Source organism: Mesorhizobium sp. M7A.F.Ca.US.006.01.1.1, assembly GCF_003997935.1.
GTDB lineage: Bacteria > Pseudomonadota > Alphaproteobacteria > Rhizobiales > Rhizobiaceae > Mesorhizobium.
In genome coordinates this window covers 1-19,327 of sequence record NZ_RZQL01000136.1, presented here as the reverse complement: position 1 = coordinate 19,327, position 19,327 = coordinate 1, and the positions used below count along the sequence as shown (strand labels likewise).

General features: G+C 59.2%; 16 protein-coding genes and 1 pseudogene. 13 read left to right on the top strand and 4 right to left on the bottom strand.

What is annotated here, in order from left to right; translation table 11 throughout:
* Positions 1-1,176 precede the first annotated feature (1,176 nt).
* The gene (locus EN943_RS22490) at positions 1,177-3,972 is read left to right on the top strand and encodes a glycosyltransferase family 25 protein (protein ID WP_127414687.1); all 2,796 of its coding nucleotides are present in this window, start codon (positions 1,177-1,179) and stop codon (positions 3,970-3,972) included.
* A gap of 53 nt (positions 3,973-4,025) precedes the next feature.
* On the opposite strand, the gene EN943_RS22485 is transcribed toward EN943_RS22490, so the two are convergent.
* Positions 4,026-5,213: an FkbM family methyltransferase gene (locus EN943_RS22485; RefSeq protein WP_024505823.1), complete on the bottom strand. Its 1,188-nt coding sequence runs from the start codon at positions 5,211-5,213 to the stop codon at positions 4,026-4,028.
* A 315-nt stretch (positions 5,214-5,528) separates the two neighbouring features.
* On the opposite strand from EN943_RS22485, the gene EN943_RS22480 reads away from it, so the two are divergent.
* The 4 genes and pseudogenes from EN943_RS22480 to EN943_RS38400 all read left to right on the top strand — a co-directional run.
* Entirely contained in the window at positions 5,529-6,272 is a 744-nt protein-coding gene (locus tag EN943_RS22480) for a hypothetical protein (protein WP_245475930.1), read from the top strand.
* 376 nt (positions 6,273-6,648) lie between these two features.
* Positions 6,649-6,816 carry a DUF3606 domain-containing protein gene (locus tag EN943_RS22475; RefSeq protein ID WP_081714477.1) on the top strand — a complete coding sequence of 56 codons (168 nt, stop codon included), beginning with the start codon at positions 6,649-6,651 and terminating at the stop codon, positions 6,814-6,816.
* A gap of 20 nt (positions 6,817-6,836) precedes the next feature.
* The gene (gene xth / locus EN943_RS22470) at positions 6,837-7,622 is read left to right on the top strand and encodes an exodeoxyribonuclease III (protein ID WP_024505822.1); all 786 of its coding nucleotides are present in this window, start codon (positions 6,837-6,839) and stop codon (positions 7,620-7,622) included.
* 286 nt (positions 7,623-7,908) lie between these two features.
* Positions 7,909-8,156 (top strand): annotated as a pseudogene (locus EN943_RS38400) (nucleotidyltransferase domain-containing protein); the annotation flags it as partial.
* Positions 8,157-8,468: 312 nt separating this feature from the next.
* Here the strand turns inward: EN943_RS38400 and EN943_RS22460 are convergent.
* Together EN943_RS22460 and hemN are read right to left on the bottom strand one after the other, a co-directional pair.
* Positions 8,469-9,500 carry a Tad domain-containing protein gene (locus EN943_RS22460; protein WP_082826814.1) on the bottom strand — a complete coding sequence of 344 codons (1,032 nt, stop codon included), beginning with the start codon at positions 9,498-9,500 and terminating at the stop codon, positions 8,469-8,471.
* A 63-nt stretch (positions 9,501-9,563) separates the two neighbouring features.
* Positions 9,564-10,913, bottom strand: coding sequence for an oxygen-independent coproporphyrinogen III oxidase (gene hemN / locus EN943_RS22455; protein WP_127414688.1), 1,350 nt, complete (start codon positions 10,911-10,913; stop codon positions 9,564-9,566).
* Between the two features lie 157 nt (positions 10,914-11,070).
* Between hemN and EN943_RS22450 the strand changes: the two genes are divergently transcribed.
* On the top strand, positions 11,071-11,799 hold the full coding sequence (locus EN943_RS22450) for a Crp/Fnr family transcriptional regulator (protein WP_164778319.1): 729 nt from the start codon (positions 11,071-11,073) through the stop codon (positions 11,797-11,799).
* A 52-nt stretch (positions 11,800-11,851) separates the two neighbouring features.
* Here EN943_RS22450 and EN943_RS22445 read toward each other — a convergent pair whose 3' ends face one another.
* Positions 11,852-12,268 (bottom strand): hemerythrin domain-containing protein, encoded by a 417-nt coding sequence (locus EN943_RS22445; protein ID WP_013525003.1) that lies wholly within the window; start codon positions 12,266-12,268, stop codon positions 11,852-11,854.
* A gap of 246 nt (positions 12,269-12,514) precedes the next feature.
* Between EN943_RS22445 and ccoN the strand changes: the two genes are divergently transcribed.
* From ccoN to EN943_RS22410, 7 genes are all read left to right on the top strand, one after another.
* On the top strand, positions 12,515-14,125 hold the full coding sequence (ccoN, locus tag EN943_RS22440) for a cytochrome-c oxidase, cbb3-type subunit I (RefSeq protein ID WP_127414685.1): 1,611 nt from the start codon (positions 12,515-12,517) through the stop codon (positions 14,123-14,125).
* Between the two features lie 11 nt (positions 14,126-14,136).
* Positions 14,137-14,868, top strand: coding sequence for a cytochrome-c oxidase, cbb3-type subunit II (gene ccoO / locus EN943_RS22435; RefSeq protein WP_013525001.1), 732 nt, complete (start codon positions 14,137-14,139; stop codon positions 14,866-14,868).
* A 13-nt stretch (positions 14,869-14,881) separates the two neighbouring features.
* Positions 14,882-15,031 carry a CcoQ/FixQ family Cbb3-type cytochrome c oxidase assembly chaperone gene (locus EN943_RS22430; RefSeq protein ID WP_013525000.1) on the top strand — a complete coding sequence of 50 codons (150 nt, stop codon included), beginning with the start codon at positions 14,882-14,884 and terminating at the stop codon, positions 15,029-15,031.
* A 2-nt stretch (positions 15,032-15,033) separates the two neighbouring features.
* Positions 15,034-15,897 (top strand): cytochrome-c oxidase, cbb3-type subunit III, encoded by an 864-nt coding sequence (gene ccoP / locus EN943_RS22425; protein WP_013524999.1) that lies wholly within the window; start codon positions 15,034-15,036, stop codon positions 15,895-15,897.
* Positions 15,898-16,084: 187 nt separating this feature from the next.
* Positions 16,085-17,644, top strand: coding sequence for a cytochrome c oxidase accessory protein CcoG (gene ccoG / locus EN943_RS22420; protein ID WP_164778318.1), 1,560 nt, complete (start codon positions 16,085-16,087; stop codon positions 17,642-17,644).
* On the top strand, positions 17,641-18,138 hold the full coding sequence (locus tag EN943_RS22415; protein ID WP_013524997.1) for a FixH family protein: 498 nt from the start codon (positions 17,641-17,643) through the stop codon (positions 18,136-18,138). Before ccoG ends, EN943_RS22415 begins: the two co-directional genes overlap by 4 nt.
* Positions 18,135-19,327 (top strand): heavy metal translocating P-type ATPase (locus EN943_RS22410; RefSeq protein ID WP_164778317.1); only part of this gene is annotated, 1,193 nt, incomplete at its 3' end. The genes EN943_RS22415 and EN943_RS22410, both read left to right, overlap by 4 nt.

Below are 19,327 nucleotides of genomic sequence, written 5' to 3'. Positions count from 1 at the left end.
GTCCAGAATGAAATAATTTACATTTTCAATCGTGTCGCCGATCGGCAAAATGCCTCGAACGGTGACTTCCATAGCCGCAAATCCTGCCGTGAAGCTCATCATCTTCTCCTTGGTCGCCGGCGGCCGGGCCGCAGCTTCTCTTGGTCGTACCTTAGATTTCAATCGCTGGTTCAATGGCTGCAGAGCGCGGGCGCCCGGTGAGGCCGGTCGCGCGCATTGCCGCATTGCGGGCAGGTCTAAGAGACGGGTGCGCAAGGCTTGGCAGCCTCTGCGTGCCGCTCGATCGGATGGCGCCCCAGTTGTCTTCGCCCAGGTGAGTGAGGCGTCCAAAGGACACCGAGGAATACCCATCAATCGCTGGGTAATCCGTGCTGTTGGCCAACTGCGGGTAATTCAGGCGTTGTTCTACGCCTAAGCCTGCGTCACGGCCCCATCGACTCGTACACGGTATCACCCCAACCATGGTCACTCCCGTCACGCGTGTCGCCGATTTCTCGACGACGACTAACGAGGGAACCAACTGCTTGCGGGGGGAACATCAGATTTGGGAAAACGCCGGCCTTGAGTTCAAGGCCGTACAACGTCTTCTCTTGCACGTCACCACACACTTGCCACGCCCTCACGCACGAAGTGACTTGCTCCAGACACTCTCCTGGCTTCGCAGACGCAGCCCAACAGGCCCTCTGCCCGGTTCGCGGGAACCCTCTCAACACAAGACATTAGTAAAATCTAAAATTAGCAACTTGTAAATAACCAAGTTAACAATTTATTAATTGTGGACCATGAGTAACTACTTTCGGTCGACATCAAATGGCGCGCATGGGCCGAACGCATCGAAAAATCCGAGGCTTAAGGGTGCCCTCTGGTTCGCGTCGAACCCTCGATGTCGCGGCGGAATTTGCGCCTCCGCGATTGGGTCGACGGGAAATTCTGTTCTTAACCCTCTGGTCCCGAGCGACCGCAAGACCCTTGCTGCGACGGAAAGCGCTGGCTAAACAATGGACGGGTTGAGGCAGCACTTGGCTGTGAAGGGGCAATCGTTCTTTGCAACAAAGGTCATGCAAATGGCCAAGGCGGCGGGGTGATGCATGAGATATAAAGCCGGACAAAGGCGCAGGAATTCCCTTCAACAATTTCCAGCAGCGTGTAACGAACGTCGCTCCGCCAAGGATTAGCATGAGCACCATCGGCCTGTGCATGATCGTCAAGAACGAGGCAAAGGTCATCTTGCAATGCCTCGCCAGCGCCCTTCCTCTCGTTGACTACGTGCTCGTCATCGACACGGGTTCCGAGGACGGCACGCAGGACGTCATCCGTACCTTCCTGACCCTTCACAATGTCAAAGGCACAGTCATCGACGAGCCTTGGCGGGACTTTGCGTACAACCGTACCTTTGCCCTTGACCGCCTGCGTGAAGTCGAGACGGTCGACTACGCCATGATCATCGACGCCGACGACGTCGTGGTCCAAGACGCTGACTTCGATCCGATCGCGTTCAAGTCGAACATGGAACACGATCTCTACGACGTCGAGGTGTCCCATGGGGGCATTTCGTTTTATCGCCCGCAGATTTGCCGCAACCGGCTTCCCTTCTCCTTCAAGGGCGTGCTGCACGAATATCTCGAGGCCCCTCCCGGCCATCTCACACGCGAGACCGCCAAGGGTTTTCGCGTGGCGACGGGGCGTGGCGGAGCACGCAGTCAAAACCCGCGAAAGTACCAGGACGACGCGGCGGTTCTTGAAAACGCGCTTGCTACGGAGACCGACCCGTTCCTTATTTCGCGATACACCTTTTATCTGGCGCAGAGCTATAGGGATTCCGGAGAACGTGAAAAATCGCTGGCAAACTATCTGAAGCGCGCCGAGCTGGGCTTCTGGGACGAGGAAATCTATGTCAGCCTGCTCGAAGCGGGCAATCTCATGGCAGCGCTGGGACGGCCATTCGACGAGGTCGTTGCAATCTTTGAGCGTGCGACGCAGGCCGTTCCCGCCCGCGCTGAAGCTCTTCACGCCGCGAGCCTCTATTGCCGCACCCAGGGCCGGAACGCGGAGGGAGCGGAATTTGCGCGTCGAGGGCTCGACCTTGCGCAACCCCCCGGACTTTTCATACAGCCTTGGGTCTACGATTACGGATTGCTCGACGAATTTGCCGTCAATGCCTACTGGACAGGCGCTTACCGGGATTCACTCGACGCCTGTCTGAAATTGCTCGCCAGCGAAAAATTGCCGGCGGAAATGGCGAAGCGCGTGGTGGCCAACGCGCGTTTCGCCACTGACAAGCTTCCGGTGCATGAACCGTCGAATCTCGGGGCGTTCGGGACAGAGAGCTTGATCGATCAGCACAAGCTTATCCGGCAGCGTTCGCTGCGGTCGCGCCTGAAGGGTTCACCGCGCATCCTGATTGCAATCCTGGCAAAGCAGAAGGAACCGGCACTGCCGCTTTACCTCGAGTGCATCGAGGCGCTCGACTACCCGAAGGCATCGATCGTCCTATACATCAGGACAAACAACAATACCGACAGGACCGAGCATATACTGCGCGAATGGGTAGAGCGCGTGGGTCACCTCTATGCGGCGGTCGAAATCGACGCCTCGGACGTCGTCGATCGTGTTGAGCAGTTTGGCGAGCACGAATGGAATGAGACGCGCTTCAGGGTGCTTGGCCGAATCCGCAACATAAGTCTGCGGAAAACGCTCGAGCACGGCTGCGATTTCTATTTCGTGGCCGACGTCGACAATTTCGTGCGATCGGCCACGCTGCGAGAACTTGTCGCGCTTGATTTGCCAATCGTCGCGCCTCTGCTTCGCTCTATCTCGCCGGGCCAATATTATTCGAACTTTCATGCCGAGATCGATGCCAACGGGTATTATCTGCAGTGCGATCAGTATGGTTGGGTGCTCAACCGCCACGTGCGCGGCGCCATCGAGGTGCCGCTCGTGCATTGCACATATCTTGTCCGGGCTGACGTGCTGACCGAACTGACATACGAGGACGGCACATCGCGGTACGAGTACGTTGTCTTTGCCGACAGCGCCAGGAAGGCCGGCATCGTCCAGTATATGGATAACCGACAAGTCTATGGCTACATCACCTTTGGCGATGGCCAATACCATGTGAGTGATGGCATCGAGCGCGCTCGAGCGCTGTTGCATGGTGCGGGCGATACCTCCGCATTCACTGCCGCCACGCCCTCTGTCTCCGGAACGATGCCAGCCCGGCCTGTCGAGCCGAGGGGTTCCCCGAAAATTCACCTGATAAACCTAGACCGCAGCGTCGAGCGCTGGAGCAGGTACCAAAGTAACAACTGGCATTTATTGCACAATACCGTTCGCGTATCAGCCGTTGACGGCACTTCTCTCGACAGGGAGGCGCTCATCAATGAAGGTCTGATTACCAGTGATTGTCCGTATCCCCCGGGCACGTTGGGGTGCGCTCTATCCCATATCAGCTTGTGGCAGCTGTCGGCTTCAGAAAACAAGACAATAACTATTTTCGAAGACGATATTCGGTCATCGTTTCGATTCACGGAGGAATCCACCAGTATTATATCTCAAGCACGGGCAGATTGGGATATCATACAGTGGGGCTATATTTTTGACCCATCCTTTCTCTGGCTGGACCTTGGTTTCTCAAAAGCCAAAATGGAATTCTACGATCGTCAATATACTAATAGAACTGCCTTGTTCCAGTCCGATAAATTCTCCAGATTCCTTATCAAGGTAGAGCATTCGTTTGGGCTTCAGGCATACACAATCACACCAAGGGGTGCGCGGATACTTCTGGAAAAGTGTCTGCCGCTCCGCAGCAGACTTATCCCGTTTCCTGGAACTGGCGTCGTCCTTGACGACACGGGCATTGACTGCGCGATGTGTGCGGCATACGGCTCGATGCAAGCTTTTCTTTGCATGCCGCCACTCGTTATTCTAGACGATGAGCAACCTTCAGATCGAGTGGCGACGGATCAGGGGTGAGCTTTGAAGGACTCTACCTCGATCGCTGGCGAACGGTCGTTCTATTCATGGCCTCACGGGTACGGAAGAATTCCTAACGCCTGAATGATTACAGCAAATTTTCGCTTTTCTAGATCAGAAAGAGTTGCAACCTTGTCGCGCCTCTTCGTAAAAAGGGCATCAAACTCGACTGCATCGCCATCGAAGTGCGGTACTTGATTAAGCTGGCGTAGGGCGAAACCGAAATCGCCCAGAATGTTGACTATGTCACCAATCAGCTTTTGTCCTCGATATATCGGAACAACATGCGTTTCCAGCTCGATAGCCAAACAGGATTCCAGAAGGTGGCCGAAACCAAGCAGAACTTCGTATTCAAGACCTTGGACGTCTATTTTTATAACATCCGGTGACGGAACCGCGCTTGCGCGGAACAATTCGTCATATCGAACACATTCGACCTCTTGCATGCTGACAACGTTGAAGACACGGGCTACTGAGTAGTTCTGCAGGATCTCAAAGTTTGGCTCTCGCAAAGACGAGCAGTATGATCCGGCAGTAATATACAGCTTTTGGGGGCCAGAAGTGTTTGCCAGCGCCTTTTCCACCACTTGCGCGCCCGGAATTCGATCGAGGGTTTGTCGTATCACCGTCGCTTCCGACGACAAGGGTTCGAACACGACGGGCGTAATATGATCGGCTCGCAGCATCCACTTGAGCTGTAGCCCTCCTTGGCCGCCAACATCGACGAGGGTGATCCGCTCCTCTGCCGGCGTGCGAGACAACTCCGGGTATGCATCAAACGTTTCAACCAGAACGCTCAAGAGTGCAAACTGTTCGAGTCCAGTGCCGGCGTAGACGGGACGACCATTGTCGGAGCAGCCTATTGAGAGAGACCCGTGGCAACTCAAAAAGCTCACATCGATCTCGATCGTGTCATCTGGATGAGCGTTGATCGAAATCGTGTGACTGATACCCCTGTTTATTATGGTGCCGTCGAGTGCAATTTCGGCAACATCCAAAGAACCATAGTGATGGATATAGAAGTTTGTGGTGGTCGTGGGGAAGAATCTGAGGACGCACCTCATCCGAACCATTCGAAACAGAAAAGCTGAATCGTGAAGTCCTAGAAGATGCCAGTCACGGCGGTCACTGTCGCGAACGACCAAAGCTCCGCCAACGATATGACTCGACATTTCGTGGACGACCTGCCAGCTTGATAAAGCATCGCCAACATACGTTTTGGAAAAGATCGCCTCGCCCACCCTCGAGTCCCCTAGCCGCTTCCGAGTAGTTCAACTCTCAAGGGGTCTACGCTTAGACCTCGGCCGATGGCAGAACAAGCTGGACTTCCTATTTTTCTCCTTGCAGGGCAACATGGTCGAGTTTCGAAGTTGCTGCGACGAGATCTCCTAAATTTGCTTGCAGGTTCAGTGGCCGGCAGCCTCACACCAGTGGCGTTGACACCCTCGGGCGGTTGGAGCACAGGCTACGGGGTCATGTCTTCCCCACCTTCCTCAGCTAGCTCGCAACCAAACCTCCTAACCGCCCCCATCGAGCTTGCCGGCGACTGGGGCCACATGCTTGAGGGAGCCGCTGATCAGGTCGTCGAACGCATGCGGCATGCATGCCTCGACGGCGTCCGCCTGCTGTCCGACCGCCAGCCGACGCGCCTGCGTGTCGACGAGCACACTTCCGGCACGCCGGCAATCTGGCTGCATCCGGACGGCAGCAGTATGGCCTGGATCATCGTCGATATCGGCGAGCGTGACTGGTCGAAGCTCGCCTACCAGTTCGGGCACGAACTCGGCCATGTGCTCTGCAACAGCTGGCAACCGGACGCCAGGCCGGCGCCGCCTTGCCAATGGATCGAGGAGACCATGGTGGAGGCCCACTCGCTGCGTGGGCTCGCACGTCTGGCGAAAAGCTGGAAGGAGGCGCCGCCCTTCGCCGGCGACAATGCCTTCGGCGATATCATCGCCCGGTACCGCCAGGACATCATCGATCGTTATGCAGCGCTCGCTGAAAGCCAGGGGCTCACGCGCGACGCCGCTGCGTGGTTCGCCGACCACCGCGGCGAGATCGAAATGCCCGCTCTTAATCCGTTCGCCCAGGCAATGTCGCTGACCATCCTCGCCGAATACGGCCGCGCGCCGGACTGCGTAGAGGCTTTGGGGGCACTCAACCGCTGGCCTGGCCGCACCAGCATGCCGATCGCCGAGTACCTCGGACACTGGGAGGCGAGTTGTGTCGAATTGCGCGCTTCGCCCAGATTGCCGATCCGCCTGCGTGATCTGCTGCACGTTCAACAGCGGGCCAAGTGAAGAGCGCTTAGGCCGGTAGGCGACGGACCGGCTTAGCCTGCGCTCGATGACCGTGTCCGGTCAAAGACATGTCGGTCGTTTCCTTGCTCGCGGGCTCACACGCACATTGGCGTTATGATATGGCATCTCGGCTCGCGGCGCTTTTCGGCGCCGAGTCCGCCATCGTGAGCTCTGGCAGGACTGGTCAGGCCGCGCGACATGCAACATGGGCCGGAATCGCGACCTGAGCGCGATACCCATCAACTTGTCGAACTCGAATTCATGGCTCGATTCAATCGTGTGCGTGGAATTCGGTTCAAAGCGGTAGTCGACAGATTGAACCGGAAGAGTCTGGCGGCGTTATCGGGTCTGGAATGGCAATCCTTTGGAGGACGAAATGGCCAGTACTGGAACAACCCGTGGACACAATGAGGACCGCGCGAAGGTTGCTGGCGGGCAGGATAATGAAGTGAAATACGAGGCGGGCAAGACCGGCGCGAGGAAGGCTGACGTGAAATCGGTGGGCAACAGCCGCAAGAAGATTGAGGACAAGCTGAAAGAATAGACCACCGTTCGCGTGCGCAAATGATCCGCTTAGCCACCTTCAATGTGAACGGCGTTAATGGCCGGCTGCCCGTGCTCCTTAGGTGGCTGACGACTACGAATTACGACATCGTCTGCCTGCAGGAACTGAAAACGTCTGACGAGAAGTTTCCAATTGGGGCGATCCGCGAGACGGGATACCGCGCGATCTGGCACGGCCAGAAATCCTACAACGGCGTCGCTATCCTGGCTCGCGGAGTAGACCCGATCGAGCGCCGACGCGGGCTTCCCGGCGACCCTGACGACAGCCATAGCCGCTATATCGAGGCGGAGATCGGCGGGCTAGTTGTCGGCTGTCTTTACCTGCCAAACGGAAATCCCGCGCCTGGTCACAAGTTTGACTACAAGCTGCGCTGGTTCGACCGTCTGATGCGCTACGGCCGAGCTCTTCTCCAAGAGGGCGCGCCGACCGTGCTGTGCGGCGACTATAATGTCGTCCCAACTCCGATTGATGCCGTGGTGCCGCGACGATGGATTGGCGATGCGGTTTACTTTCCCGAGAGTCGCCAATCCTATGCCGATATGCTTGAGGACGGCTGGACCGATGCGCTCAGGCGCATCCATCCGGACAAGGGTGTCTACACTTATTGGAATCACTCCTATGGGGGCGGTTACGACAGGAGTTCTGGCCTGCGAATGGACCATCTGCTGGTCAGTCCCTCGTTGTCGTCCCGGCTTCGCAATGCGGGGGTGGATGCAGAGACGCGAGGATGGGAGAAGCCGAGCGATCATGCGCCTGCATGGATAGAACTTGATAGCCCGAGTTGAGACTTGAAATGCCGTCCGATTCAGACGGTGCTGGCTGCTCCAGACTTCGCCCCCTTTGTCCGACATTTGTAGTCATTCTTCGGACCACGTGGCGTCGCGCATTACTTTTGCCACCGAGCGGAATATTGTGTTTGGATCTCCATACGATCCGCACGAGCAGGTACTTGGGAACGACAGCATCGAATGCGTGGGAACTGACCACGTTGCTTCACGCGGGCAAACGCGTCAGTCTGTAGATTCGAGGCTTGTCTCGGCTATGTACGCAATGGTCGACCGACCTTTGTTTATGAAATCCAGCATCGACAACCTCCCGCCACCAAAACAGCGCGAGCTGAGAAAGACGGTCAAACTCCTTCTCGAGGAGTTTGAGGATGCCCTCAAGGGCGGGACGGCCGACTTCAAAAGGCGTGGGCGCAGCCTCAAGATCATACTTTTGGGTCCTATGCGCGTGGCGACTGGGTCGACGAGCCGCATACCAGGAAGGGCTATCGTTCGGATTTCGATCTGCTGGTGGTGGTGAACAATCGCAAACTGCCGCGGCGGCGTTCGCCCCGTACGGAAAGCGGTACTCCTCCATCGCCTTAGAAATCGGCATGTCGCCGGTTCCCGCGTAGCGGCCGGCAAAGGGGTGTTTCCCCAAAACAGCAACAGGAAGGCCATCAGGCGAAACCTCCGGTGTTTTTTGTCGCCCTGCGCGCGAGTGCTGCGGGCCGCCAGTTTTGGCTGAAACCGGTAATGTACGAGCAGCCCTCAGAGCGGCTGGATCACCTCCCATCTGACCGAGCCTCGCTCGGCCGCTTTTTCACAGGGAGGAAGGGACAAGGAAAGGGCACAGAGATGCACCTCCTACTGTGTCAGGGCCGTTATCGAGGGGCGCTTGTTGAAGTCGCACTTGCCGGTGACGCTGTAGAAGAAGTCGGCATTTGAAGACGGCGTCGGCACGGTTGTGCCGCCGTCCTCCCAGGCTTGATAGCTGGTTACACCACAAGGCACGATGGTGAAGATGTCGACCTTCTGCCCAGTCGGGGTCTCGGTCAGGTTGTTCGCGTCCACGCCGCTGTAGAGTCGGTTGGAGGTGGTCGGATCATCCGACTTTAGGTACTTCGGGTTGCCCGATGGCACGTACATCTGCAGTGAGAGGCCAGCCATCTGGCTGACGTCGATCGACGCGCCGGCGCTGTTGGCTGGGTACATGGTGTTGAGGCAAGTGGTTGAATATTTCTTGGTGCCGCTGGTCTGGAGTATCGCGTCTGCAGTCAGACCCGTGAAGGTGCTCACGCTGGCGGTGGTGCAAACTTGCGACTGGACAAGCGTCTTGATGTCGGCCCCGCCGTTGTTGGTGATTGTGTACACATTCGTTGTGCCGTAGCCTTTCGGATCACCGAAGCCGTTATAGGTATACTCGATCGACATCAGCGGCTTGGCCACCGTCGCTCCAAATGTCGTGCCGTAGAGCGTCATCGTCTTGTTCCACCAGCCCGACACCTTGGAAACCTTGAAGGTAGTCTGCACCAGGGCCGGCGTCTTGCTCGCCGCCGACCCAACGGCGACCGGCACCGTGTTGATCCTGGCGATCTGCATGAACACGGTGGGCATGGAGTAACTTGCCATGGCCTGCGCGGTGGCGGTGCCATTGGCGGAAACCACAAAGCTGTTCAGTGTCGGGGTACCCAGGCCATGGTTGGCGATGAAGGTATCCTGCAGCATAGTCTGGCGCTGCGCCAACGTTGAGGTTGTGTCCATACCGGTGATCGATAGGACCGCGGCATCCAGCGCCTGCTGCTCGTTGGACCGGGTCTGGACCGCCCTGGTATAGTCGACCGAGAACCCGATGGCGGTGATGATGGGCGCCAGCATGAAAACAAACAACGGGGCCATCGAACCGTCATGGGAACGCGCGAACCGGTCTACAATTCAGACGTGGGAGCATTTCTGAGCGGCTCAGACCGCCACCGAGTGCCTGGCTTTGCCGGTTTCAAGATATTTGTCGAACTTCGCTGCGATGCTTCTGACAAAGGGCCGGCTTTCCGCCGGCACGACGAAGCGGTCACCATCAAGTTCAAGCAACCGCGCCGGATCATGAAGGGCCGTGGCACTTGCCTTCAGCAGAAGCCTCTGGCCGGCTTTGCCAAAACGCTCCACCAGCTCGATGGCTGAGAAGGCGAAATCACACATCAGCCTCTCGATGATCCAGCCGCGGACGCGGTCGTCGTCGGAAAGCGCGATGCCGCGGACAGCCGCCAGCCCACCGTCTGAGACCATGCGTCCATACTCCGTGTTCGATGGCATATTCTGCACATAGCCTTGGCGAAATTGACTGATGGACGATGGGCCGAGGCCGATCAAGGTTTCGCAGCGATCCTCGGTATAGCCTTGGAAATTCCGGCGCAAGCAGCCGGTTCGGGCCGCTACAGCCAACGCATCGTTGGGCTTGGCGAAATGGTCGAAGCCGACGGGCTCATACCCCGCGTTCAGCATAAGACACGCGGCCAGTTGTGATTGAGCAAGGCGCTGTGCCGGACCAGGCAACCATGCCTCGTCGATCATCGTCTGATGCTTCTTGAACCAGGGTACATGCGCGTAGCCAAACAACGCCATCCGATCCGGTTCCAGGGTCAGTGCCTGCGCGACGGTTGAGGAGACGCTCTCCCTGGTCTGGTGCGGCAAGCCGTAGAGCAGGTCCAGATTGACCGATTCGACGCCGCGCGAACGAACGCCATCGATGACCGCTTTGGTCTGCAAAAAGCTTTGCTCGCGGTTAATTGCCTTTTGTACCTTCAGGTCAAAGTCCTGGACGCCGAGGCTCGCCCGGGTCATGCCGATCTCGGCCAGCGCATCAAGACGGGCGTCGTCCATATCATTGGGATCGATTTCGACGCTGATCTTGGCGTCCGGAAGGAAATCGAAGCTGGACCGCAATGCTTTCCCCAGCACCACCATGTCCTCGGACTTCAGCATCGTCGGAGAGCCGCCACCGAAGTGGACGGCGCGCACGCCAGCCTTGCCGCCGACAATACGGGCAACGGTGGCGATCTCGGCGTGCAACGAGCGGAGATAGGCAGTTACCGGCTCATAGTGACGTGTTTGCTTGGTGTGGCAGGCACAGAACCAGCAGAGTCTGTCGCAGTAGGGAATATGCAGATAGAGTGAAATCTCGTCGCCGTTCTCCAGCGCCTCCAGCCAGCCTCGACAGATAGTGGCATCGACCCCCGGATGGAAATGCGGCGCGGTCGGATAGCTCGTGTAGCGCGGCACGTTCTCGCCAAGTCTGGCAGCTAGTTCCGGTCGCATCTCGCCATTCCTGTGGTTGCATGGCCCGGAAAATGACCGCAACGGCACGCCGATACCTTGATTTCGGTCAAAGCCTTTGCACCGGACAAACTGCCACAAGGCTTTTTCAATGGCCGATGCTTATCTTGCCGATACCCTGGATCCTCGGACGATCGTGATGACAGTGCGTCAGGATGTTCATAGTGCCGGTATTCCCGTGCTTTGCCAATCCTGCGAGGCAAGGCATCGCGGCATTTGCGGTGCCCTTGATCCCGATCAATTGGTCGGGCTCGCCAAGACCTCGTCAAAGCACACCGTTGAACCGGGGTCAGAACTGATGGGCGACGCCGAAACCGTCGACAGCTATTCCAACGTGCTTTCCGGCGTCGTGAAGCTGACGAAGAGCCTTTCGGACGGGCGCCAGCAGATTGTCGCGCTTCAGTTTGCCCCCGATTTTCTGGGACGGCCGTTCAAGGTGGAAAGCGTGATCCACGCGGAAGCGGCAACGGCCGTCTCCCTGTGTTCGTTTCCAAGGGCTTCCGTCGAAAGGATGATGAGGGAGTCGCCGGATCTCGAGCACCGCCTGCTCAAGCAGACGCTGAACGAACTCGACGATGCACGCGACTGGATGGTCACGCTGGGACGCAAGACCGCTGCGGAAAAAGTGGCGAGCTTTCTGCTGATGATTGCCAGAAACATCGATCCCACGCTCGATCCAAACACCAATCCGACGAGCTTCGAACTGCCTCTCACACGTGCCGACATCGCCGATTTCCTCGGCCTGACAATCGAGACGGTGAGCCGCCAGTTGACCCGGCTGCGGACAGACGGCGTGATCCGGATCGACAACAACCGCCATGTGACTGTGGACAGCCTTGCCCGGTTGGCGAGCCGCTCCGGAGCCTAGAGTAATTCCAGGAAAAGGCTGAAACAGTTTTCCGTCCGGAATTGCGTCAACTCTAGTCTCGATCGACGATCCCGATCATCGGCAGGACATGCTCGCGTTCAAACACGATGTGCCGGCGCAGATTCTCGAACAGGCCGCGCAACATGAACCCGAGGGCTTCGGGGTTTTCGACCGCCTCGCCATGACCGATGGCCAGCAGAATTTCGGTCACCTCACCGCCAACGCATTCGTCTTCCATATGTTCGGCCCGCAATCGCCGGGTTGAGGCAAGGTTCGCATTGCTGCTGACCACGGCATCCTCGTAGGCGGGAAAGATGACCGTCTCTTCGTATTGATCAATGTTGCGCAGCAGCGGAACGATCGCGTTGGCCGCGCCGAGACACTCCAGGCGATCGACGCCGGGCAAGGCGCCCGCCATTCTTTCCAGGGCGTCGCAGAGCTGCAGCTTTTCCCTGTGCGCGCGCTTCATCACCGCGGCTGGACCACTTCCCTGCTGGATCGATCAGTCGGTGCGGGATTTTCATCGCCTGCTTCGAACAGCGACGATCCCAGCCCCTTCTTCCGGCTCAAGGGCGGCCTCCGAGTGCAAGACCACGCTGCCCACTCAGAAGGGGCTGGGCTTTGACATGGATCAAGGCGGCGACAACGCGACTGCTGAATTGGTGTCTATGCGGATTGGCGTCCGCGCATCGGAATCCGAGGTCGGGGATAGCTCATGAAGTTCGGCACGCAAATCTTCGTTTTGAGCCTTTTCACATTTGCAGCCCTGGTGGCCGCGGGCTTCGGCGTGGACCAGCCCTTTCGACAGCATATGTGGGTGCTGTTTTTTGTGTTGCTTGGTTTTGTCGCCATCCTCATCCGCAACACGAATTTCGAGGTGGCCGCTCCGATTGACCCATCCGCTTACATGGATGGTCCAATCCGCTACGGCGCCATCGCCACCATGTTCTGGGGTGTCGTCGGCATGCTTGTCGGCGTGGTCATCGCGCTGCAGCTTGCCTACCCCGATCTCAACATCCAGCCCTGGTTCAACTTCGGCCGTTTGCGGCCGCTGCATACGTCCGGAGTGGTCTTCGCATTCGGCGGCAACGCATTGCTTTGCACGTCATTGTACGTCGTGCAACGCACCTGTCGCGCGCGCCTGTTCGGCGGCGATCTCGCCTGGTTCGTGTTCTGGGGTTACCAGCTTTTCATTGTCATGGCCGCGACCGGCTATCTGCTCGGCATCACCGAGAGCCGGGAATACGCCGAACCCGAATGGTACGTGGACATCTGGCTGACCATCGTCTGGGTCGCCTATCTCATCTTGTTCCTCGGCACGATCTTCAAGCGCAAGGAACCGCACATCTACGTCGCCAACTGGTTTTACCTCTCCTTCATCGTGACCATCGCGATGCTGCATGTGATCAACAACCTGTCGATGCCGGCCTCGTTCCTGGGCTCAAAGAGTTACTCCGCCTTTTCCGGGGTCCAGGACGCCCTGACGCAATGGTGGTATGGCCACAACGCCGTCGGCTTCTTCCTCACTGCCGGCTTCCTCGGCATGATGTATTACTTCGTGCCCAAGCAGGCGAACCGGCCGGTCTATTCCTATCGGCTGTCGATCATCCATTTCTGGGCGATCATCTTTCTCTACATCTGGGCCGGGCCGCATCACCTGCACTACACCGCCCTGCCCGATTGGGCGCAGACGCTCGGCATGGTGTTCTCGATCATGCTGTGGATGCCGTCATGGGGTGGCATGATCAACGGCCTGATGACGCTGTCCGGCGCCTGGGACAAGCTGCGCACAGACCCCATCATCCGTATGATGGTGATGGCCATCGCCTTCTACGGCATGTCGACCTTCGAAGGTCCGATGATGTCGATCAAGACGGTCAACTCGCTGTCGCATTACACCGACTGGACCATTGGCCACGTGCACTCCGGTGCGCTCGGCTGGGTCGGCATGATCTCGTTCGGCGCAATCTACTTCATGGTGCCGAAGCTCTGGAACCGTGAGCGGCTCTACTCGCTGAGGCTCGTCACCTGGCACTTCTGGCTGGCGACCCTGGGGATCGTCGTCTACGCCGCCGTCATGTGGGTTTCCGGCGTCATGCAGGGCCTGATGTGGCGTGAATACGGCGAGCAGGGTTTCCTGGTCTATTCCTTCGCCGAAACCGTGGCCGCCATGCATCCCTACTATCTCATGCGCGCCATTGGCGGGGCAATGTATCTCTCCGGCGCCCTGATCATGGCCTGGAACATCGCCATGACCATCCTCGGATACCAGCGCGAGGAGGAGCCGATGCCCGGCTCTGTTCCCGCCCTTCAGCCTGCCGAATAAGGAGCCAGACAATGGGCTTGATGGACAGACACGCACTCATCGAGAAGAACGCCACGCTTCTTCTCGTTGGCTCTCTTCTTGTGGTGACCGTCGGCGGCATCGTCGAGATCGCACCGCTCTTCTATCTCGACAACACGATCGAGAAGGTGGAAGGCATGCGCCCCTATTCGCCGCTCGAACTTGTCGGGCGCAACATCTATGTGCGCGAGGGCTGCTACCTCTGCCACAGCCAGATGATCAGGCCGTTCCGCGACGAAGTCGAGCGCTACGGTCACTACAGCCTGGCTGCCGAGTCGATGTACGATCATCCTTTCCAGTGGGGATCGAAGCGTACCGGGCCGGACCTCGCCAGAGTTGGCGACCGCTACTCGAATCTGTGGCATGTCGAGCATCTCACGGATCCGCGTTCGGTGGTGCCGGAATCGATCATGCCGAGCTACGCGTTCCTCAAAGACACGCCGATCGAGGTGGAGGACTTCTCGACGCATCTGGTTGCCAACAGGCGTGTCGGTGTCCCCTACAGCGATGACATGATCGCCCGCGCCAATGCCGACCTGATGGCGCAAGCCGATCCCAACGCCGACACGTCCGGCCTCGAAGCCCGCTACCCCAAAGCCAAGATCGGCGACTTCGACGGCAACCCGCAACAGGTCACCGAAATGGATGCCCTTGTCGCTTATCTCCAGATGCTCGGCACGCTGGTCGATTTCAAGAACTACGACGAAGCCGCGGGCTATCGCTGAGGGAGTTCTACCCATGGATTACAATTTGATGCGAGAGTTTGCCGACAGCTGGGGCCTGGTCGCCATGGCGCTTTTCTTTGTCGGCGCGACTGCCTTCGCGCTCCGCCCCGGCAGCCGCAAGCTGGCCGACGAAGCTGCCCGGATTCCCCTTGAGGACGAGTGATCATGAGCGACGAGCATATCGATGAAATCTCCGGCGTCTCGACCACCGGCCACGAATGGGATGGCATCCGGGAACTGAACAACCCGCTTCCCAGATGGTGGGTCATCACGTTTTACATCACCATTGTCTGGGCCATCGGCTACACCATCGCCTATCCGGCATGGCCCCTGCTGCACTCGGCGACGAAGGGTTTGCTCGGCTATTCCAGCCGCAACGAAGTCAGGAACGAGCTGACTGCGGCTGAAGCCGCCAAGGGCAAATACATCTCGGCGGTGGCGTCCAAGAGCGTCTCGGAGATCGCCGCGGACGATGGCCTGCGCGAATTCGCAATCGCGGCCGGTGGTGCCGCCTTCAAGGTCAATTGCGTACAATGCCATGGCTCCGGCGCCCAAGGTTCCAAGGGCTTTCCCAATCTCAACGACGACGACTGGCTGTGGGGCGGCAAGGCCGAGCAGATCCAGCAGACGATTACGCACGGCATCCGCTTCGCGTCCGATCCGGACACGCGCCTGTCGGAAATGCCTGCCTTTGGCGACATCATAACCGCTGACCAGATCGCTCAGGTCGGCACCTATGTCGCCAGCCTGTCGGGAAAGGTCCAGCATGCCGGCCTCGTCGAGCCCGGCGCCAAGGTCTTTGCTGAGAATTGCGTGGCCTGTCATGGCGACAATGCAAAGGGCAACAAGGAGCTGGGCGCCCCCGATCTGACCGATGCGATCTGGCTCTATGGATCCGGTGAGACAGCCATCGCCACCCAGGTCCGTGCGCCAAAACAGGGCGTCATGCCAGCCTGGGGCGCACGCCTGGGCGAGACCAAGGTCAAGGAGCTCGCCGTCTACATCCATTCGCTTGGTGGTGGGGAATAGGAAGCGGGGACCTGTTCCCGGCCCTTCGCCAGCCAAGCGACGAGGCCCGGCCATGCCGGGCCTCGACCTGTATTCGGCACCGGCAATTGACTTGCATCAACGCGCCTGCCCCCGCCCCGCGCCAAGACTTGCCTACGCTGGCAGCCTGGGCATGGGCAGATTGTCGCCTGCGCGAGTGGAGATGCATGTGCTGGACAATACGCAGGTAGAGCGGCTCGAAGCCGAAGCGGTCAATTCCGCCAAGGTGCGCCAGCCGATGTATGCCGCGCGCAAGAAGATATTCCCGAAACGGGCAACAGGGAACTTTCGTCGGTTCAAGTGGCTGGTGATGGCGATCACACTCGGTATCTACTACCTGACACCGTGGTTGCGATGGGACCGCGGCCCGTTCGCCCCGGACCAGGCCGTGCTGCTCGATCTCGCCAACCGGCGCTTCTACTTCTTCTTCATCGAGATCTGGCCGCAGGAATTCTACTATGTGGCCGGCCTTCTGATCATGGCCGGCGTCGGTCTTTTCCTGATCACGTCGACTATCGGTCGCGCCTGGTGCGGCTATACATGTCCGCAGACTGTATGGGTCGATCTGTTTCTGGTCGTCGAGCGCGCCATCGAGGGTGATCGCAACGCACGCATGAAACTCGATGCCGGCCCATGGACCGCCCGCAAGCTTGCGCTGCGGGCATCGAAACACGCCATCTGGCTGGGCATAGGGGCGGCGACGGGCGGCGCCTGGATCTTCTATTTTGCCGATGCGCCGACGCTGGTTGGCGAACTCTTCACCGGCACCGCGGCACCCGTTGCCTACATCACCGTCGCCGTGCTGACGGCCACGACCTATACGTTCGGCGGGCTGATGCGCGAACAGGTCTGCACCTACATGTGTCCATGGCCACGCATCCAGGCGGCCATGCTCGACGAAAGTTCGCTCACCGTCACCTACAATGACTGGCGCGGCGAACCGCGTTCGCGTCATGCCAAGAAGGTGCAAGCCGCGGGACAGTCGGTCGGCGACTGCGTCGACTGCAATGCCTGTGTCGCGGTCTGCCCGATGGGGATCGACATTCGCGACGGCCAGCAGCTCGAATGCATCACCTGCGCGCTTTGCATCGACGCCTGCGACGGCGTCATGGGCAAGCTCGGCAGGGAACGCGGACTGATTTCCTACGCAACGCTCTCCGATTACAACGCCAACATGATGCTGGCGACCGCGGGCGGCTCCAGTTCAGTCAACCCGTCGCTGGTCAGGACCGCTGATGGCCTGTTCTCCGACAAGGTGGCGCATTTCCATGTCAGCAAGATCTTCCGGCCACGCACCTACGTCTACATGGGTCTGTGGTCGCTGATCGGCCTGGGTCTGCTCTATTCGCTGCTGACGCGCGACAGGCTCCAAGTCAATGTGCTGCACGACCGCAATCCGCAATTCGTAACGTTGTCCGACGGCTCCATCCGCAACGGCTACACCGTCAAACTGCTCAACATGATCCCCGAGCCGCGGATCATTGTTGTCACCATGCAGGGCTTGCAAGGAGGCGAAATGAGCGTGGTCGGAGACGACATCAAGGCGGGCCGCTCCTTTGCCATCCCGGTCGAGCCCGATCGCCTGAAAATGCTGAAGGTCTTCGTGCGCCAGCCGGCCGACCAAATCCGTGGCGCAGCGCAAACCTTCACGTTCCGTGTCGAGGACAAGTCGAGCTTCGAGGCGGACGAATACACCGCCACCTTCAACGCGCCGGAGATCGCCAGATGACCGCTAACGCTGAAAAAACCCGCGAATTCACCGGCAGGCACATGCTGTTCACCATCCTTGCCTTCTTCGGCGTGGTCATCGCGGTCAATCTGACGATGGCCACGCTCGCCAACACCAGTTGGACCGGCCTTGTCGTCGAGAACACCTATGTGGCGAGCCAGCAATTCAACAAGAAGGCCGAGGAGGGTCGCGCGCAAGCAGCCCTTGGCTGGACCGGCAGGCTGACCATCGCATGGGGCGAAGTTCGCTATGGCCTCACCGACGCCGCCGGCAAGCCGGTTCCCTTGCATGGCGTCAAGGTGCTGTTTCGCCATCCCGCCTACGAGAAAGAGGACAAGTCGGTCATCCTCGCGCCCGCCTCGGACCAGGAATTCGCAGCCCAGCACATGCCGAAGGACGGCGTCTGGATTGTGGAAGTCGACGCCGACGCCGGTCTGGAAAAGCCGTATCGCGACGTCCGCAGGATCATGATTTCCAATGGAGCGCTGCAATGAGTTGTTGTGCACCGGGCGCCGAAATGGCGCTTGATCTGGTCAACACCGGATCGGTCCTGCCGTCCAGCCAGGAGATCAGGCTGGCGAGCCGATCGCTCGGCGATGATCTCCGCCAGACCGATCTTTCAGTCCCCACGGTTCATTGCGCGGCCTGCATCGAGGCGATCGAGACGGCATTGGGAATGCTCGATCAAGTGGAGAGCACTCGGGTCAACCTGTCGACGAAGCGGGTCGCGGTCCGCTGGCGTGGAAACCAGGTGCCACCGTTCGTCGCCGCGCTGGGACGGCTAGGCTACGAGGCGCATCTGTTCGACCCCGAGGTCGACAACAAGGACAAAACGCTTTCGGAGCTGATCCGCGCCGTTGCTGTCGCCGGCTTTGCGGCGGGCAACATCATGCTGCTTTCAGTGTCGGTCTGGTCTGGCGCCGAAGGCGCAACGCGGGACCTGTTTCATTGGCTCTCGGCGCTGATCGCGATCCCGGCACTTGCCTTCGCGGGCGGCATCTTCTTCCGCTCGGCCTGGAACGCGCTGCGTCACGGCCGCATGAACATGGACGTGCCGATCGCGGTCGGGGTGTCCCTCGCCTACGCCATGAGCCTCTACGAGACGATCAACCATGGCGACCACGCCTATTTCGATGCGTCGGTGTCGCTGCTGTTCTTCCTGTTGATCGGCCGCACGTTGGATCACGTGATGCGCGAACGTGCCCGGACCGCCGTGAAAGGCCTGTCCCAGTTGGCCGTACGTGGCGCCATGGTGCTGCGCGGCGACGGCGCACGCGACTATCTGCCGGTTGGCGAGATCGAACCCGGCATGCTGCTGTTGATCGCAGCCGGTGAAAGGATACCCGTCGACGGCAAGGTCTCTCGAGGGACGTCGGACCTGGACTGTTCGCTTGTCTCGGGCGAGAGCACGCCCCGAAGCGTAGCGCCAGGCGAAGCCGTACAGGCTGGAGTCCTCAACCTGACCGGCCCGCTGACGATTGAGGCGACAGCCGCCGCGAAAGATTCGTTTCTGGCGGAAATGGTTCGGCTCATGGAAGCCGCTGAGGGCGGTCGCGCGCATTATCGCCGGATCGCCGATCGCGTTTCAGCGCTCTATGCTCCGGTGGTTCATCTCACCGCCTTCGTGACTTTCCTTGGCTGGATGGCGGCGACGGGCGACTGGCACCGGGCGACAACCATCGC